The sequence below is a fragment of the Arthrobacter sp. fls2-241-R2A-200 genome (assembly GCF_030209745.1).
In the GTDB taxonomy this organism is placed as follows: Bacteria; Actinomycetota; Actinomycetes; order Actinomycetales; family Micrococcaceae; genus Arthrobacter.
The window spans coordinates 88,151-113,429 of record NZ_JARVRJ010000009.1; the positions used below are offsets into that span (position 1 = coordinate 88,151).

Sequence of the window (25,279 nt, forward strand, 5' to 3'; positions counted from 1 at the left end):
ATACGCCAAGAGCAAAGAAGATATGCGCACAATCTGGATGTCCAGCGATCACCGAAGCCTCACGCTGCACGCTTCGGACTAACTTCAGCTGTGCCAGATCGTCAGCCATCAATCGTCCCTAGGCGCAGGCCAACAGCATTGGCAGCCGCGACAACCGTCAGGAGTGACGGGTTCCCTGTTCCGGTTTCGATGGCGTGGATAGTGTGTGCGGACGTGCCGATCAGATCGGCGAGAGTGCCCTGCGTGATACCGGCAGCCCGCCGGGCATGCCTGATGCTCATACCAATAGCCTTGACGTCATCCATGCATAGACCGTTTCTGAAATATGTTGCCGAAATCATGACTTTGCCAAGCTATGGGCGGCGCCCAGTGGGAAATCGGCAAAATACTTCCGGTTTACTAAGCCCCGGGCCTCCACCGCGACCGGCGAGTCCAAGCACCCGCCGTACGCATCAGTCGAAGGGCCGTTGGCAGTTGCACCACCGCAAGGATGCAGCGCCGGACGGATGACCGTAAACAGCGTTCGCCACCGGCAGCGGGGTAAGGGTGATCCTCGTGAGCCCGGGCGCCCCTCCCCGCAGGTACTCCAGGCGCCCGTAGACGTGGAGGAGCGCAGCATAGCCCTGCTCCGAACGTGGCATAAGGATGTAAAGGTGTTGCCTGTGAACAGCAGCGGCAGCCTCAACATCCATGAATTCGACGCCGACAATCGCCCCGATCTCCGCCAGCAAAGGCATGGTCATGGTGTGATGGCAAGGCGCCCATTCCAGGTGCAGCGTCGCAATCCTGAGGCTCGATTGCCTCTCCGTGGAACTGTGCGAAAGGTCATGCACCAGCTTCTTCAAGTGTTCTATGGTGCACAGCCCTGTTGAAACGTCGGTGCAACTCAACGGAGTGACCAGTTCATGCTCTTCCGCCCACGCCTCTGCCAGGTCGAGCACCGCCTCGAAGTCCACAGGCATACCCATCGCAACGAAGTAGGCGCTGAGGTCCCGAAGGGTCTCCCTGATCCCCACTCCGCCATAAGCCCGGGCCGCACCTAAGCGTCTCAGCGCCTCGTGATAGCGCGCGAGGTCGGCGTCGCCCCCGAAGTGGACGAGGTCGGTGACCTCCGGCACGAACCAGTCGGCCGGAAACCTCCATCCAGCTTGATAGCTGCATCGTTGCCAGTCACCTACGTGGCGCAGGTCGTCGCCGTCGTCGGAAAATGCAGGACCCTTGTTATCCCCCATGTCGGTTCAGTACCAATGGCGTCCATTTTGTGACGGACTTTGGGGAGAAAAATGTTCCGCGAACGCGAGTACATTAATCTCGAGCCCGCCAACCGTGGAAGTGAGCACTCGTGACGTTCTTGCAGCTTTCCCTGATCTCGGCGGTGGCCCTCCTGGGTCCGCTCATGGCGTTGCCGCGCAAGTGGCACTTGCCCGTGGTTCTGGGCGAACTCCTTGCGGGGCTCGTCATCGGACGCTCGGGTTTCAGGCTGGTGGACTCAGGTGATCCCACGTTCACTTTGTTGGCCGATGTTGGCTTTGCGCTCATCATGTTCGTTGCCGGAACCCACGTGCCCATGCGCGACAGGAAAATTCGGGCAGCACTGGGAAGCGGTCTGGCCAAGGCATCGGCAACGGCCCTTCTGGCCGTGGGCCTGGGCGTTGGCATCGCCTACGCTTTTGGCTCTGCCCATGCTCCGTTGTATATAGTTCTCCTTTCCTCGTCCTCGGCAGCACTGGTCCTGCCGATCATCGATTCGCTTCGGCTTTCGGGACCAAAAGTGTTGGCCATGACGGCGCAGGTAGCCATCGCTGACATCGCGTGCATCGTGGCCCTTCCCCTCGCCGTCGACCCGCCGCATGCGGGCCGGGCCGCATTGGGAGGTGCCGCCGTCGCATTGTGCGCAGCGGCGCTGTTCCTGGCCCTGCGAAAGCTGGAACGGGACGGAACGCGCAGTAAGCTGCACGACGTCTCGGAGGACCGCAAATTTGCCCTGGAACTGAGGATCCAGCTGACGTTGCTGTTCGCCCTGGCGGCACTGGCCGCGTTCACGCACGTGTCGATCATGTTGGCGGGTTTTGCTTTCGGGCTGGCGGTGGCCGCTGTTGGAGAACCGCGGCGCCTGGCCCACCAGTTGTTCGCTGTCAGCGACGGATTCCTCGGCCCGGTCTTCTTTGTGTGGCTCGGGGCGTCGCTGGACCTGAGCGAGTTGGGGAGCCATCCGCAGATGATTGCCTTGGGCGTGTCTTTGGGCGTCGGGACTCTCCTGATCCACGGGGCCATGCGTTTCCTGGGCCAGCCAGGGGCTTTGGCGGTTCTCTCTGCCTCCCAATTGGGCGTCCCCGTGGCCGCGGCAACCATTGGTTCCCAGCTGAAACTCCTCGAACCCGGCGAAGGGTCGGCACTGATCCTGGGCGCACTCATCACCATCGCGGCAAGCGCCGTGGCAGGCGCGCGGGCAGCCCGCGCCAAACATCACGATCCGGCCGCCAATCCGAGTTCTTGACCGTGGCTCAATTGACTCCCGTCACGGCCGCCGCAAGGCTAGTGCGCATGTGGACTCAGCGCATTAAAACCGGCCTTCTTACGACGACGGCGGCCGCCTCGCTGCTGCTTATTGCGGCGTGCGGGGCAAGCCCCAGCCCATCCGGGACGAGCAGTGCCCCGCCCAGCTCCCCGAACTCCGCAACGCCATCGGCCTCGATGTCGACACCGCCCGCGACCGCCCCGGAAAACACCCCGATGGCAGAGTCTCCATCCACCACCGCGACCTCGGTGCCGACCGTACCGGCAGCCGGCGGGGCTACGAGCTGCAAGGCGGCATCCCTCAGTGCGTCCACCGATCCCACTGGAGGGGGCGCGGCCGGCAGCGTTTACGAAAAGCTGATCGTGACCAACACCGGAACCACCGCGTGCACCATCGAAGGGTTCGCGGGCGTCTCCTTGACGGCCGATGCGAACGGGGCACCGATCGGGGAAGCTGCAACACGCGAGACCACCACCCCGGTCACCACCGTCAACCTCGCTCCGGGCAAGTCGGCGTGGGCCCAAATCCGTTATACCCAGGCCGGGAACTACGGTGACTGCACCAAGGTCGCTGCAGCGGGGTTCCGCATCTACCCGCCCAACGACACAGCCTCGTTGTTTGTGGCCGAGCCCCATGGCGCATGTAGCAATGCCGGAATCAAGCTCCTGACAATCACGGCGTTCCAAGCCGTCTAATCTCTCCATCCCACGGTCCCGTCTTATTCTGTCGGGGCCGTGGGGCATGATGGAGGAATGCACGAGCAGCAGGCGCAGGCGGGCGCCATGAGCCGTTTCAGCCAGGCAACCAGAGAGTGGTTCCTCGGCGCTTTTTCAGCGCCCACCCCAGCTCAGGACGGCGCATGGAACGCCATCTCGTCCGGCTCCCACGCCTTGGTGGTGGCGCCAACAGGATCGGGCAAGACGCTCGCTGCCTTCCTCTGGGCGTTGGACAGGCTGCACTCCACCCCCTCGGACACGCTCCCAAGGCTTGAAACTGTTCCAGCCAACGGCAAGGGCCGCGCCAAGCGTCCAAAAACCAAGACCCGCGTCCTCTACATCTCGCCTCTGAAGGCCCTCGGCGTCGACGTTGAACGCAACCTCCGCGCACCTTTGATCGGCATTACCCAAACCGCCAAACGCCTGGGCTTGCCCGCACCTCTGGTGACAGTCGGCGTCCGTTCAGGGGATACGACGGCGGCTGACCGCCGAACGCTGCTGACTTCCCCTCCGGACATCCTCATCACCACCCCCGAATCCTTGTTCCTCATGCTGACCTCCCGGGCGCGGGAGACCCTCAGTGAAGTGGACACCATCATCATCGATGAGGTCCACGCCGTCGCGGGCACCAAACGCGGTGCGCACTTGGCCGTTTCCCTTGAACGCCTGGATGCACTGCTGCCAAAGCCTGCCCAGCGTATTGGGCTGTCCGCAACCGTCCAACCACGCGAGCTTGTGGCCCAGTTCCTTGCCGGACAAGCGCCCGTGGAAATCGTGGCCCCTCCGTCCAAGAAGAACTGGAACCTCACGGTCACGGTCCCTGTGGAGGACATGTCCGACCTGCAGGGTGCTGCCGGGGCGTTCGATTCGGGCCCGGCTTCAGGGTTGCAGCCGCAAGCCTCCATTTGGCCCCATGTGGAGGAACAGATTGTGGATCTGGTCCTGTCCAAACAGTCCACCATCGTGTTCGCCAACTCCCGCCGGCTATCAGAGCGCCTCACCGCCAGGCTGAACGAGATCTATGCCGAACGCCAATTGATGGCAGTAGGTGGAGGTGCATGGGCGGCCCCGGAGGAGAACCCTGGAGTTCCGGCGTCCACGGCCACCCCGGCGCACATGATGGCGCAGGCCGGGAGCACCACGGGTGCCGATCCCGTCCTGGCTCGGGCCCACCACGGCTCCGTGTCCAAAGACCAACGGGCCATGATCGAGGACGACCTCAAATCCGGCAGGCTGCGCTGCGTTGTTGCCACATCGTCGCTGGAACTCGGTATCGACATGGGCGCCGTGGACCTGGTGATCCAAGTCGAGTCACCGCCTTCCGTGGCCAGCGGACTCCAGCGGGTGGGGCGCGCCGGACACCAGGTGGGTGAAATCTCCGAGGGCGTCTTGTTCCCCAAGCACCGCGCGGACCTCCTGCACACCAGCGTTACGGTGGAACGGATGCTCAGTGGCCAGATCGAACGGCTCAGCATCCCCACTAATCCTTTGGACATCCTCGCCCAGCAAACGGTGGCCGCCACAGCTTTGGGAAGTATCGACGTCGAGGAGTGGTTCAGCACCGTACGGCGGTCGGCTCCGTTCGCCAGCCTGCCGCGCTCCGCGTTCGAGGCCACGCTGGACCTTTTGGCAGGGCGTTACCCTTCCGACGAATTCGCTGAGCTACGGCCACGCATTATCTGGGACAGGCATGCCGGGACCATCGAAGGCCGGCCGGGGGCCCAGCGCCTTGCCGTTACGTCCGGCGGCACCATCCCGGACCGCGGCCTGTTCGGCGTCTACATCATCGGCACTGAGGTGGAGGGTTCCGCCTCTCCCGGAGCAGCGGCGGGCGGCGAACCCACCGCTTCCGCGAGAGCGGCAAAAGGCGGTCGCCGCGTCGGCGAGCTCGATGAAGAAATGGTCTACGAGTCGCGCGTGGGCGATGTCTTCGCCCTCGGAGCCACCAGTTGGAAGATCGAGGACATCACCCATGATCGGGTCTTGGTCTCCCCTGCTTTCGGCCAGCCCGGCAAGCTTCCTTTTTGGAAGGGCGACTCACTGGGCCGTCCCGTGGATCTGGGCCGCGCCCTGGGTGCCTTCATCCGGGAACTCTCCGCTGCCGACGACGCGCCAGCCATGGAACGCTGCCAAGCCAGCGGATTGGACGCTTTCGCCGCCAGCAACCTGCTCCAGTACCTCAGGGAGCAAAAGGAAGCCACGGAGGTTGTGCCCAGTGACCGAACCTTGGTGGTTGAACGGTTCCATGACGAACTCGGCGACTGGCGGGTGGTCCTCCACAGCCCGTTCGGCATGCCGGTCCACGCGCCTTGGGCCCTGGCTGTCGGCCAGCGGCTCCAACAGCGTTACGGTTTGGACGGATCGGCCATGGCTGCCGATGATGGCATCGTCCTGCGCGTCCCCATGATGGAGGACGAGCCGCCCGGTGCCGAGCTGTTCCTCTTTGAACCGGATGAACTTGAGCAGATCGTCACAGCCGAAGTAGGCGGCAGCGCCCTCTTTGCGTCCAGGTTCAGGGAGTGTGCTGCCCGGGCGTTATTGCTGCCACGGCAGAACCCGGCCAAACGCCAGCCATTGTGGCAGCAGCGCCAACGTTCAGCGCAACTGCTGGATGTCGCCCGTAAGTATCCCTCGTTCCCCATCGTGCTCGAGACCGTTCGCGAATGCCTGCAGGATGTTTACGATCTGCCTGCCCTCAAGGACATCGCGGCATCCGTGGAGCGGCGTGAGTTGCGGATCGTCGAAACTACAACGCAACAGCCCTCCCCTTTCGCGAAGTCCCTGCTGTTCGGCTACGTTGCGCAGTTCCTTTACGAAGGCGACTCCCCGCTCGCAGAACGCCGGGCAGCCGCCCTCGCCCTGGACTCGACCCTCCTCAACGAACTCTTGGGCCGCGTGGAGCTCCGGGAACTCCTCGACGCCGCCGTCATCGATTCCACCGAGCGGGAGTTGCAACGGCTTGCCCCGGACCGCAAGGGCCGCGGAATGGAAGGAGTCGCGGACCTGTTGCGCTTGCTGGGTCCCCTGACTGTCGCCGAGGTCGCGGAGCGGCTTGAGGAAACGCCCGACGCCGGGACGCCCGACGCCGGCGCCCACTTGGCGGCGCTACAGAAAGCCAACCGGGCGCTCAAAGTGACCATTGGCGGCGTCGTGCGCTTCGCGGCTGTTGAAGATGCTGCGCGGCTCCGCGATGCCCTTGGAGTCCCGCTTCCCATGGGCGTTCCACTCGCCTTCATAGAGCCCGTCCATGATCCTTTGGGTGACCTTGTTTCACGGTACGCCCGCACCCACGGACCCTTCACTGCCGCAGAAGCGGCCTCCCGGCTTGGGCTTGGGGTCGCCGTGGTCAACACCGCGCTGAAGCGCCTAGCCGGTGACGGCCGCGTGGTGGAAGGCGAATTCCGGCCGCACGCCGTCGCGGAACCGGCGGCCACCGATGCCGTTGACGTGGAGGTCATGAGCGTTGACGCTCCGCCATCCAGTGAATGGTGCGACGCCGAGGTCCTGCGGAAACTGCGGCGTCGCTCCCTGGCCGCTCTCCGGGCTGAAGTGGAACCGGTGGACACAGCAGCCTATGGTCGTTTCCTGCCCGCGTGGCAAAACGTCACGGCGCCGGGCACGTCCCGGGGCCAGGCGTTGCGCGGGCTGGACGGCATTATCACCGCTGTGGACCAGCTATCCGGCGTGCCGGTTCCGGCGTCAGCGTGGGAACCCTTGGTGCTCGCCAGCCGTGTCGCCGACTACAAACCTGCCATGCTCGATGAGCTGATGGCCGCCGGCGAACTTCTGTGGTCCGGAGCCGGCTCCTTGCCCGGCAACGATGGGTGGATCAGCCTCCACGTCGCCGATTCTGCCGAACTGACACTCAACCCTGCACCCGACTTTGAGCCCGGCGACGCCCAACAACGGCTGTTGGATCACTTCAGCGCTGGGGGCGGCTACTTCTTCAGGCAATTGACAGACGTGGCAGGCGGCATGGACGCCGTGCTCAGCGACGAGGCCGTGGTCACCGCGCTGTGGGATCTGGTCTGGGCCGGGCGGGTCACGGGCGATACGTTCGCGCCGGTCCGTGCCATGATTTCCGGTGGTAAAACCGCCCACCGGCAAGTGGCCAAGGCTCCCCGGGCGCGGGCACCGCGCATGAGCAGGCTGGGCCGCTCCCATGGCACTGGACTTCTCGGATCACCCGGCCTCACGGGAGGACGGTTCGGCTCCGCCACGGGCGCTGGGGCCGTGCCGCCGTCGGCCGTGGGACGCTGGGCGGCGCTACCAGCACCCGAGCTCGACCCCACCATCCACGCACGCGGCACCGCCGAGTTGCTGCTGGACCGCTACGGAGTGGTGACCCGCGGTTCCGTCATGGCAGAGAACATCATCGGCGGCTTCGGCCTCATGTACAAAGTACTGGCCCGGCTTGAAGAGGCCGGCCGCTGCCGCCGCGGCTACTTCATCGAACACCTCGGGGCGGCACAGTTCGCTGTTCCCGCCACAGTTGACCGGCTGCGGTCCTTCACTGAGGACGCCCGTGTTGCCAACGCCGAACCGCTCGCGTTGGCCCTGGCCGCTACTGATCCCGCCAACCCCTACGGGGCTGCGCTCCCGTGGCCGGCTGTATCGGTGGACGCGGGTTCCGGCCATCGTCCGGGCAGGAAGGCCGGGGCGCTGGTGGTGATGGTCGACGGCGCACTGGTCCTCTATGTGGAACGCGGCGGCAAGACACTGCTCACTTTCAGTAACGACGACGTCGCGTTGGGAGTCGCCGCCGAGGCGCTCGTCGGGGTGGTCCGCCGCGGCGCGGTGGACAAGCTATTCATGGAGAAGGTCAACGGCCACGACCTCTTGGACACCCCCATTGCGGCGGCGCTGACGTCAGCTGGCGCATACTCAACTCCGAAGGGACTCCGGATCCGTGCCTGAAGGCGATTCCATCTGGCGGGCCGCTGACCGGCTGAACCAGGTACTGGCAGGGCAAAAAATCACCGCCTCGGACTTCCGCGTGCCCCGTTTCGCCACGCTCAATCTGTCGGGCTGGACCATGACAGAGGTGGTTCCACGGGGAAAGCACCTCCTCATGCGGCTCACTGGGCCTGCCGACGAAGAAGCCGGTGCCAGCAGGAAGCCCCGCGCCTTGACCATCCATTCGCACCTCAAAATGGAGGGGAACTGGATGATTTATCCCCCGGGGGGCCGGTGGACCAAGCCCGGCCACACCGCTCGTTGTGTTCTCCGGACCGTCTCAGCAGATGCCGTCGGCTTTTCCTTAGGCATCCTGGAAGTGGTTCCGACCGCTGATGAGGACAAGATCGTCGGCCACCTAGGGCCGGACTTGCTCGGCCCGGATTGGGACGAGGCAGAAGCCTTGCGCAGGCTCCAGGCCGAACCGGACGTCCCGGTGGGGTTCGCTCTGTTGGACCAACGCAAGCTGGCAGGGATCGGCAACATCTACCGTTGTGAGGCCTGCTTCCTTTCCGGTGTCCATCCCACCTTGCCTGTGGGGTCGGTCCCGGATCTGGCCAAAATCGTCAACGATGCCAAGCGGCTCCTCGGCGAAAACCTTGGTCCTGGCCGACGGACCACGCTTGGGCCGCGGGCGATGCGGCCCGGCTACTGGGTGTATGGCCGGGAACGCCAGCCCTGCAGGCGCTGCGGCACCATGGTCAAGCGCGCACTTCTCGCCGCTCCTGACGGGACGGAGGAGCGGGACATCTACTTCTGCCCCCGCTGCCAGCCGGTTCCCTAAGCCGCAGCGGACGTGACCTCAGCCGGCACGCGGGCCACCTCCGGCACCATGAACCTCGGCAGCAGCAATTGCACAATCGGGCCGATTGCCAGCGCGTAGACCACGGTCCCTACACCCACAGAGCCGCCCAGCAGCCACCCAATAGCAAGGACCGCCACTTCAATTCCTGTTCGCACCAACCGGACGGACCACCCGGTTCGCCGGACCAGGCCGGTCATTAATCCATCACGCGCTCCCGGGCCCAAACGTGCCCCGATGTAGCAGGCTGACGCGATTCCGTTGAGGATCACTGCTCCGGCGAGCATGGCGATCTGGCCGCCGAGGTGCGAAAACACAGGAATGGCCCACAGGCCAAGGTCCGCGAATACGCCTACAAGGACGGCGTTTGCAATGGTCCCGATGCCGGGCATCTGCCGCAAAGGAATCCACAGCAGGAGGACAACGAAGCTGACCGCGATAACGACGACGCCGATGCTGAAGCCGGTCTTTTGGGAAATGCCCTGGTGGAACACGTCCCAGGGATCAAGGCCCAGCCCGGCGCGGATAAACATCGCCAAGGAGATGCCATACATGGCGAGGCCTATCAGGAGTTGCGTAAGTCGTCGTGTCATTGAACCATCATCGTAAAAACTGGCCTTGTATTCCATAGCCAGTTTGGAATACTGGTCTTATGGTTGGCTCCTTGAATCCCACCGCGCTCGTTCGCCTCTTGGGGCCATGGAACTCCGGCGCCCTTCCCGCCTACCGCGAGCTCGCCGACGTCGTCCGCTTGCTGGTGATGGACGGGCGCATCCCGTTGGACGTTGCGCTGCCCAGCGAGCGGGCTCTTGCCCAAGCGCTTGACCTCAGCCGCACCACTGTCACCGCGGCGTATGCCGCCCTTCGCGAGCAGGGCTTTCTCACCGCTGGCCAAGGCAGTCGGGGCCGGACGTGCATCCCCCACCGGACGTCACCGGTCAGCGCGCCAGGCCTGGCCATACCGGAGGGGCTTACGGACTTTGCCTACGCCTCGCTCCCCGCGGCGGGCGAAGTGGTCCATCGGGCGTTCGCCGATGCCCTGACCGACCTACCGGCACTGCTTCCCGGCTTCGGATACGACGCCGTGGGGGTCGTGGCCCTGAGGAAGGCGATCGCGGAGAAGTACTGCGCCGAGGGCGTGCCCACCAGCGAGGAGCAAATCCTTGTGACCTCGGGAGCGCAGCATGCATTGAACATCGTGCTGCGGACCCTCGCCGGCAAACAGGACAAAGTGCTCGTGGAACACCCCACGTATCCCAACGCCCTGGATGCCATCCGCGCAGCAGGCTGTAAACCGCTGCCCGTCGGACTTCCGGGGACCACTTCCAGGACTTCGCCGGGCTGGGATATGGACGCCATGACGACCACCATGAGGCAACAACGCCCGGCGATGGCCTACCTCGTCCCCGATTTCCATAACCCCACTGGGCGGGTCATGTCGGACCTGCAACGCCGGGTTTTGGTGCGCGCCGCCGCTGCTGCGGGTACGGTGCTTGTGGTCGACGAGACACTGCGCGCCCTGAATCTCGACGACGTCCGCACAGCCCCGATGGCCTCTTTCGGGCCCGGTGTGGTGTCCATTGGTTCACTGAGCAAGTCCCACTGGGCCGGCCTGAGGACCGGGTGGATCCGTGCAGAGGAAGAGCTGATCACGCGGTTCGTTTCGGTCAGGGCCATCATGGATCTGGGCGGATCCGTTGTGGAGCAGCTGGCCGCTGCCCGCCTGGTCAGGTCGTTTGACGAGCCCCTGAATGAGCGCCTATCGGCACTGAGGGAAAACCGGGAGTACTTGCTGGGCTTGTTGGGCGAACATTTGCCCAGCTGGAAGCCGGAACGGCCGCGCGGTGGGCTCACCGTCTGGTGCCGGTTGCCGACGCCGTCCAGCACGGCGCTCACCGTGCTGGCCCCGGACTTTGGCGTGCGGTTGGCCGCCGGTCCGCGATTTGGGGTGGGAGGCGCTTTCGAGCAATACCTCCGCGTTCCATTCACCCTTCCGCCGGCAAAGGTGGAGGCCGCGATTCTTGCGATCCGAGCCGCTCAGGACAAGCTCGACGCCGCGCCCCACCTCCGCCGCGACCTCGCGACGGGGCAGCCACCCGCCGTCGCCGTCGCTTAAGCGCGAGCCGCCGTCGCTTAGGCGCCCGGGACCGGCACGGTCTTGGCTGTGGAGCCCATGCGTTGCTTCGCGGTGTTGCTTCCAGGCCCCACGGGGACATGGGACGTGGCTTTCGCCAGACCGAACAGTGGCATGCCGTTGTACACAACTTCAATCCCCGACGCCGGCACCTGGTACGTCTCGTGCCATACGCCCACGTCTCCGCTGCCGGCAACCTGCTTCATGAACGTGCGCCAAGGGCCAAGATGCGGTGAGTCCTTATCTGCCGCGAATCGCCTCAGATGCTCAGGACTTTCCCAGTAGCTCAGCAGGATGGTGGTCCTCCCGAACCACTGTTCGCTACCCAACAATCCCGAGCCCGGGTGAGTGGCAAGATGGCGCATCATCACGGTCATGGATGAGGCCACTCTTGTAATGCGGCGCGCTTTCCACCACCTGTTTGCCCGCATGCCGATAAGGAAAACGGTCACGAACTCGCGCCCGATGTCCGCCGTGAAACGTCCTGGGAAGATCTCCTGCGCCATGCCGCATCCTTCGCTCGGGGAAGTTACGTAACTCTGTTATGTAACGATGTTACGGAACGATGTTATGAAATACTTTGTCTCATGGCAAGACCCATCGTTCATGACCAGCGCGTGCGGGAACAGTTATTGGCGGTCACGGCGGAACTCGTGGACCGTGAAGGACCCGCTCGAGTGACCCTCCGCGACGTGGCAGCCGCCGCGGAAACCTCTACTACGGCGATCTACTCCTTGTTCGGGGGGAAATCGCAGCTGCTGACGGCCGCCGTCGACGACGGTTTCCGCTCCTTCGGCGAGTCACAACGACGCGCGGCCGGCGATGGGCTCCGGGGACTAGGACTGGCGTACCGCACGTGGGCGTTGGCGCATCCGGCCCTTTACAGGCTCATGTTCGGCGGCGCGTTGACCGCCTACGTGGGGTGCAGCCCGACGCCGGAAGTCGCCGGGGATGCCATCCTCCCCCTCGTGGACGCGGTAACCGCCGCGCAAACGGCGGGGAGGCTGCGCACCGAGAGCCCGGAAATGGTGGCGATGGCGATCTGGGGGCAAGTCCACGGGCTGGTCAGCCTTGAGCTGGCCCAGATGAACCACCCGGATACCGACTGGGACGCAATATACGAGGCAGCCCTCGAGGCCATGGCTCGAGCTTGGACGCCATAGCCCAGATACCCCTTACGCGTACACCTTTTCCAGGAAGGCGCCCCACGTCTTCGCGGTGAGCTCGGCGTCGCCGGACCCCGAGAAGTCGTGGACGGTCATCCCCACGGGAGCGCCGAATGCGTTCCTCCCGAAGAACCGGTACAGGGCATCGGCAGTTCGCAGCCCGAGGAAGTTCTCGTTGGAATAGTCCACCTCGCCGCTCAACCGCCCGACGCCGTCGAGCTCCACATCAAAAGAAGCCCCTTCGCTCAGCCCGTCCACGCGCAGCGCGTTCTTCAACTGGAGAAATCCATCGGGAACCTGCGACGCAGCGGGTCCTTGGATGTCCGTAAAGACCACCGCTTTGCCATCAAAGTGCTGCAGATATTGACCCAGCGTGTGGAGGTAGAACGCGGTGTGCTTGCTGGCGCCGTCATATTGTTCGTCCCAGTTATCGGCGAAGATCCCGCTATGGACGTAGTGCAGCTGTGCGCGGCCGCCATCCAGCGGTTCAAGGACGTGTTCCAACTGGTTGAACCAACCGTCAGGACCCTCCATACGCGTCACCAGATGACTGGGGTACTCCTCCACGGTCTTCACGGCCGGCCACTGATCCGTGGGGAACATCCACGCGGCGGTGTCCTGGGTGACCGCCTGCCACACGCGCTCCGGGGTGCCCGGCAGTACGGTGTCGGCGACGATTTCGAATTTCCTATCCTCAGTCATTGCTGTGGTCCTTTTCTATTGCGTGTTCGCTGAGGAACTTGTTCAGCGCATGGTCGATTTGAGTGTTGGGTGAAGTACGACGACGAGCCGGTGCTTGCGCGCGCCGCTGGCCAGTGCGTCAGCACCGCCGTCGTGGTACTTATCCACGAGAGCCGTCACCGCAACCCCGAGTTCTTCAGCGAAGGCCGCGCGTTCGGCGGCCGAGCGAAAAGTGATCTCGCCGTCGATCGCGAAGCTGGCCAGTTTCTTCTTGGCAGCGGCGGCACCGGCGATGAGCTTGCCCATCTCCTGCACCGTGCGCGCAGCCAGGGCCAGGAGCCAGAATGCGGAGAACCTGTCCGCAAAGCGGGCCGGATTAGGGGCTACCGACGCCAACGCAGCCGGCGAGATCAGGTAGGAAGCCGCCGTAGCGCGCAACACCCGTTCGGTAACGTTGCCCTTCCTGCGCTCCTCCACCAGCTCCACCAGCCCGTGCCCCTCCAGGGCCTTGAGGTGATAGTTCACCTTCTGGCGCGGAAGTCCGATCCGGGCAGCCAACTGAGTGGCCGACGCAGGCTCGGTGAGCTCTTGAAGGATGCGCGTACGGATCGGGTCCAACGAGGCTTCCGCCGCCGCGGGATCCTCGATCACTTCGATGTCCAACATGCTTCCAGTATGCCAACCGACAATTTTTATTGTCAAGAAGTTTTTTATGTTCGGTTTCATGCCCTTGCCAGGCCCGCTCTACCCGCTCAGTCGAGCCCAATCCATGGAGAGCGGGCCCCACAACGCGGGGCCGATAGAATTGACCGGTGATGCAATCCCCCCTTCCTGTGCGCGACGGCGTGAACGCTACCCGCCTGCGCCTGCCTGCCGAGGGTCCGTGGGACACTGCGATGGACTACATGATGCATCGCTGGGGCCACATCGACCCCCAAGGCATTGAGGACCGGTTCGACGCCGGCGAGATCGTGGGCGAGGGCGGCATACGGCTGGACCGGAGCACCAAGCTCGAGGACCACACCTTCATCTGGTACTACCGGACATTGCCCCAAGAAACCCGGCTCCCGGTGGAAATCTCCATCCTCCACCAGGACGAACACATCCTCGTGGTGGACAAACCGCATTTCCTCCCCACCACCCCCGGCGGAACGTACATCCAGGAATCGGCGCTGGTAAGGCTCCGGAACCAACTCGGCCTTCCCGACCTAATTCCCATGCACCGCCTGGACCGCATGACCGCCGGCCTCCTGCTGCTCTCCACCAACCCTGAGACGCGGGGCAAATACCAGGTGCTGTTTGAAAAGCGGCAGGTCCGGAAGGAATACGAGTGTGTGTCCGCCGCCGCGCCCGCCGCAGGATATCCCGCCGTCGAGTTCCCTGCTGTGGTCCGCAACCGGATGACCAAGTCGCGCAGCTACCTGCTCGCTGAAGTCATCGACGGCGAACCGAACGCGGAAACCCGCATCGAACAGACAAGGACGTTCGACGCCGGAACGCACCAGCGCGCGCTCTACCGCCTTGAGCCCCACACCGGAAAGACCCACCAATTACGGGTGCACATGGCCTCGCTCGGGCTGGGAATCGTCAACGATGCGTTCTACCCTGACCTGCTGGACAAGGCGCCGGACGACTACAGCAAACCCCTTCAATTGTTGGCACGCGGTATCTCCTTTGTGGACCCCATCAGCAACCACCCCGTGGAATACCGCAGCCAGTTGGAGCTCAGCGAAGCACGCTAGGCGCCGGCCTCGAACACTGCGCGGAAGGCCGCCGCGGTCCTCTCCGAAAAGAGCACGAACTCCACAACATCGAGCTGACTGCCTGACATGGCAGCCGCTGAGGGCGACCCGAAGGACGTGACGGCGTCGAACGCTATCCTGGCGACCTGTTCGGCGTCCCAGCCATAGATCCCCGCACTAATTGCGGGGAACGCGATGGATCGGGCGCCGAGCCCGGACGCGGCCCTCAAGCTCTCCACGAAACAGGACGCCAACACGGCCGGATCGGTTTGGCCGGCATGACGGTTGGGCCCCACGGTGTGCACCACCCAGCGGGCCGGAAGCCTGAACGCCGGCGTCGCGACGGCCGAGCCCACCGGCAGGCCCGCGGGCAGTTCCGTTCTGCGCAACTCGCGGCAGGCTGCCAGCAGTTCCGGTCCGGCTGCGCTGTGGATGGCACCGTCCACTCCCCCTCCACCGAGTAAGGAGGAGTTGGCAGCATTGACGATCACATCGACATCGCGCTTGGTGATATCGCCCTGCAGGAGTTCGATTCGCATGCCGTCAGTCTTTCGCCGCAGCGTCCGGGCGGCAAGTGCGGTACCTTGTGCGCATGGACATCACCGCCCCGGATACGTGGGGATCCGCAATTTACCTGTGGATCGTACCCATGGTGATGGCCGACGCCATTTTCCCGCCAATCCCCTCAGAAATGATGGTCATCACCGGCGGAGCTTTGGCGGCCGACAACCATGTCAACGTGTGGCTCTTGCTCCTCCTGGCCGCGATCGCTTCCTGGCTCGGGGATATGGCCGTTTTCATGCTGTTCAAGCGACGCATCAGCCACGTCCTGGACAGATGGGCGTGGGGCCGCCGTCTGCATATCGGAGTCCACCGGGCCATCGCAAAGGCCGGCAGATCCTCAACGTATGGCGCGATTATCGGTGGGCGCTTCATCCCGGCGGGACGGCTGGCGACGTCGGCCGCCTCCGGCATCGCAAACGTATCCGTCCGCGGGTTCAGCCTTTGTGCCGGGCTCGGCGCCGTGTTCTGGTCTGTGTGGCAGGTAGGTCTGGGCTACTTCACCGGTTCAGCGACCAAGCTGCCGTTCTGGGCAAGCTCGATGATTGGAGCCGCGGCCGGCTTGCTCATCGGTGTGGTGGTGGGACTCATCGCGACACGACGCCGAGGCAGCCGTTCCCCCGTGGAAGAAGGGTTCGACGGCGAGGCCCCCAGCCCCGAGTAACGCCCGGCGCCAGCCCCTGCCGGAGGCTAGACAGGGGCCCAGCGACCACGGTTGCGGCGCAAGACGTAGAGGTTCCCGGTCAGCGCAACGCGTTCGACGGCGTCGCGCATCATCGCGGCCGATGTCCGGGCGTCGTCGTTCTCGCCACTGTAATCCCGCGCATCGACCATGAAACGGAGGGTGAGCTGCGGCACTCCCCCAACGATATCGAGTTGGTTGGCCTCCACATGGTGGCGGGTTTCCAAGGCTTCCACCGCTGCTGCCATCACGGACTCGGGCGCGTTCCCTGGCTTGAGGCCCGTGATCTTCAACTTGGTCTGGAACGACGGCATCCCACCACCCTAACCGGCTACCCGGTGTTTCGCAGGCCGGCGGCCACGCCGTTGACGGTGATGAGCATGGCCCGTTGAAGCCGCTCGTCTATCTCGTTGCCGGACACCGACTCTTCACGGACCCGGCGGAGGAGCTCCACCTGCAGGTAGCTGATCGGATCCAGGTACTGGTCACGGATCTCGAGCGACCTTTTCAGCATGGGCTGGGCGTCCAGCAGTTCGGCCTCACCGGTGAGCCGTTCGATCTCGGCCACGGTGAGCTCGTACTCGTCCCGGATCAGGTGGAAAAGGCGGTGCAGCTCCTCAGGAACCAAGGAAGAAACGTAGTGGCCCGCGATCTCCATGTCTGTCTTGGCCAGCGTCATCTCCACGTTGGAGATCACCGAACGGAAGAAGTGCCAGCGCTCCGTCATTTCCATCAGCTGTTCCGTGTTCCCTGCTTCCCGCGCCGCCTTCAGGCCCGAGCCCACACCGAACCAGCCAGGGACGATCTGGCGGGACTGGGTCCAGCCGAAGACCCAAGGAATAGCGCGGAGGCCACCCAATCCGGCGCCGGAGTCAGGGCGCTTGGAAGGCCGTGAGCCGATGTTCAGCGACCCCAGTTGTTCCACAGGCGTCGAGGCAAGGAAGTAGGCGGGCAACTCGGGATCGTCTATCAAGGAGCGGTACCGGGCGAACGCGGCGTCGGAAATGATTTCCATGACGCTGCCGTAACGCTCCCGCTCATCGTCGGAGGTTCGCGGGGTCCGGTGCAGCGCCGAACCCTGCATGACTGCGGCCAAGGAGAGCTCAAGGTTTTCCCGGGCAAGCTCCGGGAGGGAGTACTTATCGGAGATAACCTCGCCTTGCTCCGTGAACTTGATTTCCCCTTCAAGAACGCCGTTCGGCTGGGCCATGATGGCATCGTAGGTGGGTCCCCCGCCGCGTCCCACTGAGCCACCGCGGCCGTGGAAGAGACGGACCCGCACCCCGTGTTTTGCCGCGATGTCCCGCAGCTTGCGCTGGGTTTTGTGGATTTCCCACTGGCTGGTCATCACGCCGGATTCCTTATTGGAGTCGGAATACCCGAGCATGACTTCCTGGATATCGCCGCGGAGACGGACCAATTCCCGGTAGGACGGATCGGAGAGCAGCTGGTCCACGATCTCGGCGGAAGCACGCAGCTCTTCAACGGTTTCCAGCAGGGGCGCGAAGCCGATTTTCGCGTAGGGCGTTGCTCCAAAGAGGTCGATCAACCCCGCTTCACGGGCCAGCACGGCTGCTGCCAAGACGTCGTCGGCGCCACGGGTCATGGAAATGATGTACGTTTCCACGACGTCGGGCCCGTAGGTGTGCAGGGCATGGCGGATGCTGCGGAACACGTCGTAAGTTCCGTCTGCGGTGCCCTGGAGCATGATCGGGTGGCCCGACAACGGGCGCCGCGAAGCCAACTCTGCGCCCAGGAACTCAAAACGCTCCGCCCGGGACAGGGAACCATAGGGCTTCTCGCCGCCTAGCCGATCGACCAGTTGTCCGACGGCGTCGTGATGGTAGTCGGCATGTTCGCGGATATCGAGGGTGGCCAGATGCAAACCAAAAGCTGCCAATGCGCGGCGAACCCTTGCCAATGCGCCATCGGCAACCAGTCCGGCGGAATGGTTACGCAGCGAGTCCTCAAGCAACGCGAACTCGGCCAAGAGCTCCGACGTGGTGGCGTAATCGCGTCCGGGTTCGTGATGGGTGGACGCCGCGACGCGGCGGCCCGTGTTCATCATCTTGGCCTTGATGCACGTCAGCTTGAGCCGGTAGGGCTCTTGGGCGTTGAGTTCAAGAACCCGCTTATCCAGGCCGGGCAGGTTCTTCACATCCACTGCGATGGAATCCAGGAGGGCTTGGTCCGCCCCGAAGAGAGCAGTGGAGTTGGAGAGCACCAAGATGAGTTCATCGATCAGGGCAATGCTGATCCGCACGGCGTTCTGGTTGTGCAGTTGCAGGATTTCCCGGGTGACGGCTGCCGTAACGTTCGGATTCCCGTCTCTGTCGCCGCCGATCCATGACCCGAACCGTAGCGGCGCGGCACCGGCAGGCAGCGCCACACCGTGCTCGGCCAGGAGTTCCGCCAGGTCAGTGAGCATCTCCGGCATGGCATCGGTCAGGATGTTGTTCAAGTAGTAGATCGCGTTGCGGGCTTCATCCACGGGAGTGGGGCGCACTTGGCGGAGCTCATCTGTTTGCCACATCTGGTCGATGATCTCTGCGAGCTGGCGGTCCTGGCGCCGTCGTAGGGAAGTCCCCTCCGCGGTCGGTTCAGCGAGGACGTCCGAGAGCTTCCGGATCTTGTCCAGCACCGATCGTCGTGAAGCCTCGGTGGGATGTGCCGTAAAAATCGGGCGAACATCGAGTTCGTTGATGACATCCTGCAGGACATCGGATCCGGCTTTGTTGGCGATCTCCGAGACTGCCTTTGCCAGCCAACCATCCTTTTCCTGGCGGGTCCGGAGGCCGCGAACACGGTGAACCTGTTCGGCAGCGTTGCTGAGGTGGAAGTAGAACGCAAAAGCACGGACCAAGTCGGTCGCTTGGTCAAGCGGCAGGGAGGCGAGGAGTTCGCGGACCTGGGCTACGACGTCGTGCGCGCTCCAGGGACCGGTGGCATCGGCACCGCCCCGTGCGGCTTCCTTGGATTCCTTGGTCAGCAAGCGAACCTGTTCCACCAGGGCAAGGAGCCCGGGGCCATGCTGCCGGACCAGTGACTCACCCAGAAGGGTGGAGAGCCGGCGAACGTCGGCGCGAAGTTCGGCAGCGAGATCGGTGTCTTGATGGGCAGTGTGAACCATAGATACTTACCTTCGGGATCTGGTTTGACTCGTACACTGCGCTGGATACTGTGAGCCGGGTTACTTGTTTCCTAGGGGATATTACCCTCAAAAAACCCGTCCGCCGCAACGCGTCTCACATTCCGGCGCCAGGGCATCAACGAGTCATCCGGGACCCTTCTGTCGCATACGGCCGCATGACTCCGTCGACCAGCTCCGGCACCCAAGCACTATGCGCACCAAACCCGGCCTCAATCCCCAGCACCACCGGGCTTCCATCCGGCCTGCGCCGGATCGCGAGACCGACCGGTCCAGACAACTGCGATGCCGCGGCTGCCGCGCCCGCCAGCCGGGCCACATCCGGCAGGTCCACACGACGGATGGAATCGCGGTAGGCTCTCCGGATTCCCCTACTGCCAACCTGCCCGGTCTTCTCCAAGACAACCACGACGTCGGCGACACCTCCGCTGAGGGCGTGGCGCAGGACCGTAGGGAGGTAGGCAGGGCCGGGAGTAAATCTTTGCACCATCCAGGAATCATCTAAGGCTGACCAGTTCAGGGCTGACCCGTTCAAGGCTGACCCGTTCAAGGCAATGTGCCCGACGGTGCTTCTCCTTTTCAGGACCCGTGCACCCAGTCCACCCTTGGAAACCCTTGGCCTCACCACCAGCGTCCCGCCGAGCTGGACCATCGCCTCATTGATCGACCCGAATTCTCCCGGCAATCCGAACCCCACCACGGGGATGCCGGCAGCCACCAGTCGCTGCATGGCCAGATACTTGTCATGCACTACCCGAAGAGGTGCCGGATCGGCGATGAGCACGTCCACACCAGGGGCGAAATGATTCTTGGCCGCGGACACCACCAGGAGCTCATCACGGGCAGTGGGAACAACTACCTCGATGTCATGGATCGCGGCGAGCCCGCGTAGTTCCCAGAGGTAGCCGGGGACATGTGGCTGCGATACGACTGACACTGCGTGGGCGACGGAAGCCTCCACCGGGTGCGCATCGACGCCGAGTACCCAATGGCCACGATCCATCAATTGGCGGGCCAAGGAGTTGCCTGCAGGTCTTCCGACGCCAGTCACCAGAACCCGAACCATTACTTTGCCGCCGTTGTCATACGTCCCTTATTCGCCTACGTGCTGCCTCCTCAGTCAAGGCCAGCACGACATCAGTGCTTCGAACCGTGATTTCGTGACGCGGCAGGGGCAAGGAATTTGAGGTCAGTACTTATGCACAAAGTCACCGGGGGCGAGTCCCTGGCCACTGAGCGAATACGTCAGGACACCGCCTTGACTTCGCCGTTGGCTCACTGCGGTCACCTGAAAGTGCAGTTCCCTTCGCTGGATGGATGGAGTAGTGCAAGTAACCACGTTCGAGGCCTGCACTGAGCAGGACCAACCTTCCGGGGCATCGACGAGCTTCATGGGGATCGACTCCGCCCTTCCCACCGAGAAGACCACCTTGCCCGGTCCCAAAGCTTGTGATCCCCCAACGGTGAAAGTGACTCCCATGGTGACAGCCCGTGGGCCGGCACTTATGTCCTTGACCGAGGCGTCAACCGGCGCGGGCACATCGACCCGGGGCGGTGACGGCCGAGTGGAACTCGGTGAGGGGATCGGCGTCGGAATCGGCGTAGAGGTGGGCCTCACGACGGCGGGGGGCGGCGCTGCGGGAGGGACGGCCGGGACGACGACGGGCGGAGCCGCCGCGGTGGGAACCTTGGCCGGGGGAACTGTGGCTGAAGGAGTCTGCGGGTTGGGTGGTGGGGCTGAAGCTGAGGGTTTGACGCTCTGTAATTGCTGGGACGTACTGGCTTGGGCCGCCCGCTGCTCCATGTAATCCGGCGTCAAGAGGTCCACCAAACCGACCGCACCGAGGGCAAGCCCTAAGCCCGCAGCAGCAACTACTGCCATTACTGCTGGTTGAGCAATCGTCGGGACTGCCACTGCGGCCTTGATCGGCGCCAAGCCGCCGATGATGCCCAGTCCTGCGCCCTTCCCGGCCCATGCCGCAGCTGGAATGCCAGTGATCATCGGGAGAAGTACAGCCCGCATGGTGCTCTGGACGTCCTTGAGTTCGCCCAAGGCGGCGGTACATTTCGAGCAACCGTTCAGGTGCGCCCGCACCTTGCGTTCCGCGGCTGTGGAAAGCCCACCCCGAATGAAGCTGCCCAGTTTGCCGGCATATTCGGCACAACCAGCATTCTTCTCTTCCGCAATGTGGGCCTGAAGGTACTCCCTCCTGAGGCCCTCACGGGCCCGTAGCGCCAACGCGGACACGGCGTTAGGGCTCAAGCCAAGTATTGGTGCCACCGCAGCGGGCTTCATCCGCTCAACGTCGAGGTACCAAAGAACGGCCTGCCACCGTTCCGGGAGTGAACGAAATGCCTTGGCGACAGTTTGGGATTCGAAGGCTTTGATTGCCACATCCGGTTCTGCCGACGCACGGTCCAAAAGGGAATCGTCTCCACTCGGCAAAGTCTTCCCCGCTTTGCGGTTCCGGTGATGCGAGAGCCGGGTCACGGTGGACAGCAGGTAGGCACGGAAGAAGTTGTCCGGGCCTTTCCCGGCCATGAGGCTCTGCAGGACGGACTGAAATGCCTCAGCCACCACGTCCTCGGCGTCGCTGGGGTTATCCACGTTGCGTCGCGCAACGGCGGATGCGATGGAGAGGTGGCGTTCGTAGAGGTCGTCGAACGCTGACATGTCTCCGCTGCGAACCAGCTCAATGAGGTGCCCATCACTGTCCAGGCTGCCGTGTACGTTGCCGCCTGTACCCGTCGACTGCGCCATCTAGGACAGCCCTCCACCATGAAATATCGCACCCATGTTTTTTTAGTGGCCACGGGCCCTCAGTCATGACGCGAATTTCTAAAGAGTCTTGATCAAAGCTTGCCCGCAATCCGGTCAAGGGTCGGTATCGCGCTTCCGCTTGCCGCATCGTCATGAAACGACCTCCAGCGGCACTAGTCGCATATGACATCGTTCCGGACAAGATCATTCGCCGAACGTACTTTTGCGCGTCAACTGCTCATGCAGAGGTGGCAGGCAACAAGTTATCGGCAGGGTTGGCGGTTTCAGGCGGACTGGTTTCTCCCGGAAGTCCGGGTCGTGGCCACGTACTTGGCTTCACGGTCCTCGGTACCGGAACCAATCGCCAGGTCGCTGGGGGCCGCCCGGGCCAGGAATGGCGTCAGCATCGGCGAAACGATGTCGGACTTCCGGGCACTCTTCGCCGCAGTGGACCGAAACCTGGACGCTGATGCACTCCAATCGTTGGTTGAAGGCTGGACGGAGGAAACCCAAGCGGCCCTACCCATCTCGTGCACCGACGTCTATACCGGGCTGGCCACACAAGCGCACTTCCAGCGGCGGGTGCACGAGTTGACAGTGTTCGGGCCGGATTCGTGCTGCCCGCATGTCCTCACGATCATCTCGCTACCAAAGTCCCGGGCCGGGGCGGGTCATTCGTGGACCCACTTGGCCCGGCTGGGAGAAACCGTCCTCTACCAGCTCCGAAGGACCGGTGCGCTGGCTATGTACATGAACTGCGCGGTGCACGTGCTGTTGCCCCTAAATGAAAGCAACCTTGCCCGGGTGATGGAGTGCAAGATGGCGATCGAAATCCTGGCAGAGGGGGCTTTCAGTCCCGTTCGAGTGAATTTCCACCCGCTTGTCCCTGCCGCCGAGGAACCCACTACCCCATGCCACATCCCGGAGACGTCATGACGGAGGGGGACGAGGGCCCGTCACGAACCCCGGCCAGCAACCACTCATCTTTCGACGGAACACTTCGCACGGATTCTAAGGACCACCATCACCATGATGAACCACTTCCATCTCAAGGCCGCCTCTGTGGTGGCAGCACTCTTGGCTGCCGCAATGACGGTTTTGGGGATCGGCCTGTTAGCGACGCCGGCGAATGCCGCCGACATTCCGGGCGCCCGCATCAGTATCAGCACCACCTCCGCAGTGACCCAGCAATGGGACCAGGTAGACCTGACCTGTGAGTGGTCGGTCCCCGATAATTCGAAGCCCGGCGATACTTTCAGCCTGCAACTTCCTGCCGAACTTCGATGGTTCGGAAGTTCCACCTTTGACCTCAACAACAAAACCGGGCAAACCGTTGCCACCGCCGTGGCGAATCCCCAGGGCCTGGTGGTCTTCACTCTGACGGACTTCGTCGCCACTCATCCCTTGAACGTCGGTGGAGCGTGCAACTTCACCACCCAGTACGCGGTGCAACCGGGAGCTGGTGGTTCAACCCAATTGAATTTCTCCGTGGGATCCACGGTGGTGCGTGTTCCCGTTGCGGTTAATGGCCCGTGCACAGTCAACTGCGATCCAGCGGGCCCGACGTCAGTCGGTAAAGCCATGTGGTGGTCAGATCCAGCGCAGACCGAATTGGAATCCATCTTCTACATGCCTGCCATGACTTCCCGTACCAACGACGTCGTCATTACTGATACCCCTGCTGCAGGAATGGCTATCGACTGCAGCCGCGTTACACCGCGCGTGGGCAAGAACCTGAACGCAGACGGCAAAGTGAGCGAACCCTACGACGACGCCCAGTATCCAGCCACGGTTGATTGTTCCCCACAAAAAGTCACGGTTTCTTGGAAAGGCCTCCCGAAGGGCGAGCACGTTGAGCTTTTCGTCGTAACGCCCGTCACTGATGCTTCGCTGGATGTGTACCAAAACAACGGCACGGTAAGCATTCAGGGACGGGAAAGCATCGTGGGCGCCCAAACGCGCCGGACCAACGCAGGGGGCAGCGGAGACGGCACCGCGGCACCCACCCCAACGCCAACGCCGAGCACCGCCACCCCGACGCCAGCTCCGAGCACGGCGACGCCCACTTCAACCCCAAGCACGTCCACCCCAACCCCAACGCCGAGCACCGCAACGCCTGCTCCCAGCACCATGGCGGCAGTTGCAGTGACCACCAAGCAGCCGTCCGCGCAGGCGCCGGCTCCCACCGTATCGGGGCAATTGGCCAGTACAGGCGCTCAGGGACCCGGTGTTCTCCTCGTCGCGGCAGGCCTCCTCGCCGTCGGATCGCTCCTGGCATATGCAGGTGCGCGCCGGGCCCGGCGGCGCTCGCACTAGGAGCCCGTTGAACAAGGAATTCCCCGACATGACTGAAGAGTGCGCCGGAACATGCTTGCACATGTCCGGCGCACTCTTAGTCCCTTAATCACGGCTCGCGCTGACATGGGTTGGGGGTCAGCGCGAGCCGTCACCACCCACAACATCTCTGGCACTACCTCCTGCCCCGCAGGGGAGCAACGCTAGGCTGGTGGGAATGCAGGAAGCGGGCAAATGGTTGATCAAACTGCAACCGCTGCGCACTACCTGACTTGGCCCAAGGAGAACAATGAGCTCGCCCAGCACAACCATCGATGCCCAAATTGCACGTTGGCAGCGATTCCGTGCGGGCCGAAACGCAGCCCTCGCTGCGGGCCACGGATGGCTGACGCTCACGTCCTTCCAGTGGCTGCCGGATGAGCCCACCACGCTCGACCTTGTCCCTGGGCTATGGTCCACTGACGGCACAACCGCATTCCTCACCGCGAGCGCAGGGGACGGCCTCACGTTCGTAGAGAACGGCGATGCCGTCGAGGGGACCGCGAGTGCAACCCTGAAGGACGAAGAATCGCTCCTCTGGGTCCAGTACGGAGGCGCGGACGGTAAGCAAGTAGTTGTTGAACTTGCCATGCGTGCGGACAAGTACGCTATTCGCACCCGGGACAACGGCTCTCCGGTCCTGACCGGGTTCTCTGCCGTGCCCACGTACGACTACAACCCGGGCTGGGTCATCGGAGGTCGCTTCGAGGCCTACGCAGAGCCGCTGGATGTCCCCATTGGCACCGCCAACCCCTTGGTTGACGGCATCCACCGTTCCGTAGGAGAAGTCGTGTTCCGTGCACCGGGCATCGACCACGATATTCGGCTGCACGCTGAAGAGGAGAAGTTGGGCGCCCTGACGGTCACCTTCCACGATGAGACCAACGGCGACACTACGGACGAGTGGCGAAAGGTGTCCATCCCCCGCCCGCGGCCTGACGGGTCGGTGGTCATCGACTTCAACCGCTCCATCAACTATCCCAGCGCCTTCACGCCCTACGGGACCTGCCCGATGCCTGTCCGGGGGAATTCCATCGATGTGAGGGTCGAAGCGGGCGAAAAAATCCCGGCGGAGTAG

22 protein-coding genes are annotated in these 25,279 nt (G+C 63.6%); 11 read left to right on the forward strand and 11 right to left on the reverse strand.

What is annotated here, in order from left to right; all coding sequences use genetic code 11:
- Positions 1–101: 101 nt before the first annotated feature.
- A complete protein-coding gene (locus tag QRN42_RS10415; RefSeq protein WP_350224872.1) occupies positions 102–281 on the reverse strand; it encodes a helix-turn-helix transcriptional regulator in 180 nt (59 codons plus the stop codon).
- 171 nt (positions 282–452) lie between these two features.
- On the reverse strand, positions 453–1,232 hold the full coding sequence (locus QRN42_RS10420; protein WP_284979113.1) for a hypothetical protein: 780 nt from the start codon (positions 1,230–1,232) through the stop codon (positions 453–455).
- A gap of 110 nt (positions 1,233–1,342) precedes the next feature.
- Here QRN42_RS10420 and QRN42_RS10425 point away from each other — a divergent pair, with 110 nt between their 5' ends.
- The 4 genes from QRN42_RS10425 to QRN42_RS10440 all read left to right on the forward strand — a co-directional run bounded on the left by QRN42_RS10425 (position 1,343) and on the right by QRN42_RS10440 (position 8,974).
- Positions 1,343–2,497 carry a cation:proton antiporter gene (locus tag QRN42_RS10425; RefSeq protein ID WP_284979114.1) on the forward strand — a complete coding sequence of 385 codons (1,155 nt, stop codon included), beginning with the start codon at positions 1,343–1,345 and terminating at the stop codon, positions 2,495–2,497.
- Positions 2,498–2,733: 236 nt separating this feature from the next.
- Entirely contained in the window at positions 2,734–3,213 is a 480-nt protein-coding gene (locus tag QRN42_RS10430) for a DUF4232 domain-containing protein (protein ID WP_350224873.1), read from the forward strand.
- A gap of 57 nt (positions 3,214–3,270) precedes the next feature.
- Positions 3,271–8,151 (forward strand): ATP-dependent helicase, encoded by a 4,881-nt coding sequence (locus tag QRN42_RS10435; RefSeq protein ID WP_284979116.1) that lies wholly within the window; start codon positions 3,271–3,273, stop codon positions 8,149–8,151.
- Positions 8,144–8,974 (forward strand): DNA-formamidopyrimidine glycosylase family protein, encoded by an 831-nt coding sequence (locus QRN42_RS10440; protein ID WP_284979117.1) that lies wholly within the window; start codon positions 8,144–8,146, stop codon positions 8,972–8,974. Before QRN42_RS10435 ends, QRN42_RS10440 begins: the two co-directional genes overlap by 8 nt.
- Here the strand turns inward: QRN42_RS10440 and yczE are convergent.
- Entirely contained in the window at positions 8,971–9,585 is a 615-nt protein-coding gene (yczE, locus tag QRN42_RS10445; RefSeq protein ID WP_284979119.1) for a membrane protein YczE, read from the reverse strand. The two genes, QRN42_RS10440 and yczE, sit on opposite strands and share 4 nt — an antisense overlap.
- Positions 9,586–9,644: 59 nt before the next feature.
- On the opposite strand from yczE, the gene yczR reads away from it, so the two are divergent.
- Positions 9,645–11,108 carry a MocR-like transcription factor YczR gene (gene yczR, locus QRN42_RS10450; RefSeq protein WP_284979120.1) on the forward strand — a complete coding sequence of 488 codons (1,464 nt, stop codon included), beginning with the start codon at positions 9,645–9,647 and terminating at the stop codon, positions 11,106–11,108.
- Between the two features lie 17 nt (positions 11,109–11,125).
- Here yczR and QRN42_RS10455 read toward each other — a convergent pair whose 3' ends face one another.
- Positions 11,126–11,632 (reverse strand): DUF4188 domain-containing protein, encoded by a 507-nt coding sequence (locus QRN42_RS10455; protein WP_284979121.1) that lies wholly within the window; start codon positions 11,630–11,632, stop codon positions 11,126–11,128.
- Positions 11,633–11,713: 81 nt separating this feature from the next.
- On the opposite strand from QRN42_RS10455, the gene QRN42_RS10460 reads away from it, so the two are divergent.
- Positions 11,714–12,289: a TetR-like C-terminal domain-containing protein gene (locus QRN42_RS10460; RefSeq protein WP_284979122.1), complete on the forward strand. Its 576-nt coding sequence runs from the start codon at positions 11,714–11,716 to the stop codon at positions 12,287–12,289.
- 12 nt (positions 12,290–12,301) lie between these two features.
- On the opposite strand, the gene QRN42_RS10465 is transcribed toward QRN42_RS10460, so the two are convergent.
- Both QRN42_RS10465 and QRN42_RS10470 read right to left on the reverse strand, forming a co-directional pair.
- Positions 12,302–12,994 (reverse strand): SRPBCC family protein, encoded by a 693-nt coding sequence (locus QRN42_RS10465; protein ID WP_284979123.1) that lies wholly within the window; start codon positions 12,992–12,994, stop codon positions 12,302–12,304.
- A gap of 42 nt (positions 12,995–13,036) precedes the next feature.
- Positions 13,037–13,639 (reverse strand): ArsR/SmtB family transcription factor, encoded by a 603-nt coding sequence (locus QRN42_RS10470; protein WP_284979124.1) that lies wholly within the window; start codon positions 13,637–13,639, stop codon positions 13,037–13,039.
- A gap of 149 nt (positions 13,640–13,788) precedes the next feature.
- Here QRN42_RS10470 and QRN42_RS10475 point away from each other — a divergent pair, with 149 nt between their 5' ends.
- Complete coding sequence (locus QRN42_RS10475) at positions 13,789–14,715, forward strand: RluA family pseudouridine synthase (protein ID WP_284979439.1); 927 nt, start codon at positions 13,789–13,791, stop codon at positions 14,713–14,715.
- Here QRN42_RS10475 and QRN42_RS10480 read toward each other — a convergent pair.
- Entirely contained in the window at positions 14,712–15,254 is a 543-nt protein-coding gene (locus tag QRN42_RS10480) for an O-acetyl-ADP-ribose deacetylase (RefSeq protein ID WP_284979125.1), read from the reverse strand. The two genes, QRN42_RS10475 and QRN42_RS10480, sit on opposite strands and share 4 nt — an antisense overlap.
- Before the next feature lie 53 nt (positions 15,255–15,307).
- Here QRN42_RS10480 and QRN42_RS10485 point away from each other — a divergent pair, with 53 nt between their 5' ends.
- On the forward strand, positions 15,308–15,940 hold the full coding sequence (locus QRN42_RS10485) for a DedA family protein (protein ID WP_284979126.1): 633 nt from the start codon (positions 15,308–15,310) through the stop codon (positions 15,938–15,940).
- Between the two features lie 26 nt (positions 15,941–15,966).
- Here QRN42_RS10485 and QRN42_RS10490 read toward each other — a convergent pair whose 3' ends face one another.
- From QRN42_RS10490 to QRN42_RS10505, 4 genes are all read right to left on the reverse strand, one after another.
- On the reverse strand, positions 15,967–16,272 hold the full coding sequence (locus QRN42_RS10490; protein ID WP_284975677.1) for a hypothetical protein: 306 nt from the start codon (positions 16,270–16,272) through the stop codon (positions 15,967–15,969).
- A gap of 17 nt (positions 16,273–16,289) precedes the next feature.
- A complete protein-coding gene (gene ppc / locus QRN42_RS10495; protein WP_284979127.1) occupies positions 16,290–19,088 on the reverse strand; it encodes a phosphoenolpyruvate carboxylase in 2,799 nt (932 codons plus the stop codon).
- Between the two features lie 136 nt (positions 19,089–19,224).
- A complete protein-coding gene (locus QRN42_RS10500; RefSeq protein ID WP_284979128.1) occupies positions 19,225–20,157 on the reverse strand; it encodes an ATP-grasp domain-containing protein in 933 nt (310 codons plus the stop codon).
- A 138-nt stretch (positions 20,158–20,295) separates the two neighbouring features.
- The gene (locus tag QRN42_RS10505; RefSeq protein WP_284979129.1) at positions 20,296–21,867 is read right to left on the reverse strand and encodes a sigma-70 family RNA polymerase sigma factor; all 1,572 of its coding nucleotides are present in this window, start codon (positions 21,865–21,867) and stop codon (positions 20,296–20,298) included.
- Between the two features lie 318 nt (positions 21,868–22,185).
- Between QRN42_RS10505 and QRN42_RS10510 the strand changes: the two genes are divergently transcribed.
- The 3 genes from QRN42_RS10510 (at position 22,186) to QRN42_RS10520 (ending at position 25,279) form a co-directional block, all read left to right on the forward strand.
- A complete protein-coding gene (locus tag QRN42_RS10510) occupies positions 22,186–22,803 on the forward strand; it encodes a hypothetical protein (protein ID WP_284979130.1) in 618 nt (205 codons plus the stop codon).
- Positions 22,804–22,896: 93 nt separating this feature from the next.
- Positions 22,897–24,183, forward strand: a complete 1,287-nt coding sequence (locus tag QRN42_RS10515) for an Ig-like domain-containing protein (protein ID WP_284979131.1) — start codon at positions 22,897–22,899, stop codon at positions 24,181–24,183.
- A 268-nt stretch (positions 24,184–24,451) separates the two neighbouring features.
- Positions 24,452–25,279, forward strand: a complete 828-nt coding sequence (locus tag QRN42_RS10520; protein ID WP_284979132.1) for a DUF1684 domain-containing protein — start codon at positions 24,452–24,454, stop codon at positions 25,277–25,279.

Coding starts and splice junctions, on each gene's coding strand:
- QRN42_RS10460 (WP_284979122.1), top strand. CDS start 11,714: ATGGCAAGACCCATCGTTCATGACCAGCGCGTGCGGGAACAGTTATTG.
- QRN42_RS10520 (WP_284979132.1), top strand. CDS start 24,452: ATGAGCTCGCCCAGCACAACCATCGATGCCCAAATTGCACGTTGGCAG.
- QRN42_RS10430 (WP_350224873.1), top strand. CDS start 2,734: ATGGCAGAGTCTCCATCCACCACCGCGACCTCGGTGCCGACCGTACCG.
- ppc (WP_284979127.1), bottom strand. CDS start 19,088: ATGGTTCACACTGCCCATCAAGACACCGATCTCGCTGCCGAACTTCGC.
- QRN42_RS10480 (WP_284979125.1), bottom strand. CDS start 15,254: ATGCGAATCGAACTCCTGCAGGGCGATATCACCAAGCGCGATGTCGAT.
- QRN42_RS10455 (WP_284979121.1), bottom strand. CDS start 11,632: ATGGCGCAGGAGATCTTCCCAGGACGTTTCACGGCGGACATCGGGCGC.
- QRN42_RS10420 (WP_284979113.1), bottom strand. CDS start 1,232: ATGGGGGATAACAAGGGTCCTGCATTTTCCGACGACGGCGACGACCTG.
- QRN42_RS10490 (WP_284975677.1), bottom strand. CDS start 16,272: ATGCCGTCGTTCCAGACCAAGTTGAAGATCACGGGCCTCAAGCCAGGG.
- QRN42_RS10515 (WP_284979131.1), top strand. CDS start 22,897: ATGATGAACCACTTCCATCTCAAGGCCGCCTCTGTGGTGGCAGCACTC.
- QRN42_RS10435 (WP_284979116.1), top strand. CDS start 3,271: ATGCACGAGCAGCAGGCGCAGGCGGGCGCCATGAGCCGTTTCAGCCAG.
- yczE (WP_284979119.1), bottom strand. CDS start 9,585: ATGACACGACGACTTACGCAACTCCTGATAGGCCTCGCCATGTATGGC.
- QRN42_RS10415 (WP_350224872.1), bottom strand. CDS start 281: ATGAGCATCAGGCATGCCCGGCGGGCTGCCGGTATCACGCAGGGCACT.
- QRN42_RS10475 (WP_284979439.1), top strand. CDS start 13,789: ATGCAATCCCCCCTTCCTGTGCGCGACGGCGTGAACGCTACCCGCCTG.
- QRN42_RS10470 (WP_284979124.1), bottom strand. CDS start 13,639: ATGTTGGACATCGAAGTGATCGAGGATCCCGCGGCGGCGGAAGCCTCG.
- yczR (WP_284979120.1), top strand. CDS start 9,645: ATGGTTGGCTCCTTGAATCCCACCGCGCTCGTTCGCCTCTTGGGGCCA.
- QRN42_RS10465 (WP_284979123.1), bottom strand. CDS start 12,994: ATGACTGAGGATAGGAAATTCGAAATCGTCGCCGACACCGTACTGCCG.
- QRN42_RS10485 (WP_284979126.1), top strand. CDS start 15,308: ATGGACATCACCGCCCCGGATACGTGGGGATCCGCAATTTACCTGTGG.
- QRN42_RS10505 (WP_284979129.1), bottom strand. CDS start 21,867: ATGGCGCAGTCGACGGGTACAGGCGGCAACGTACACGGCAGCCTGGAC.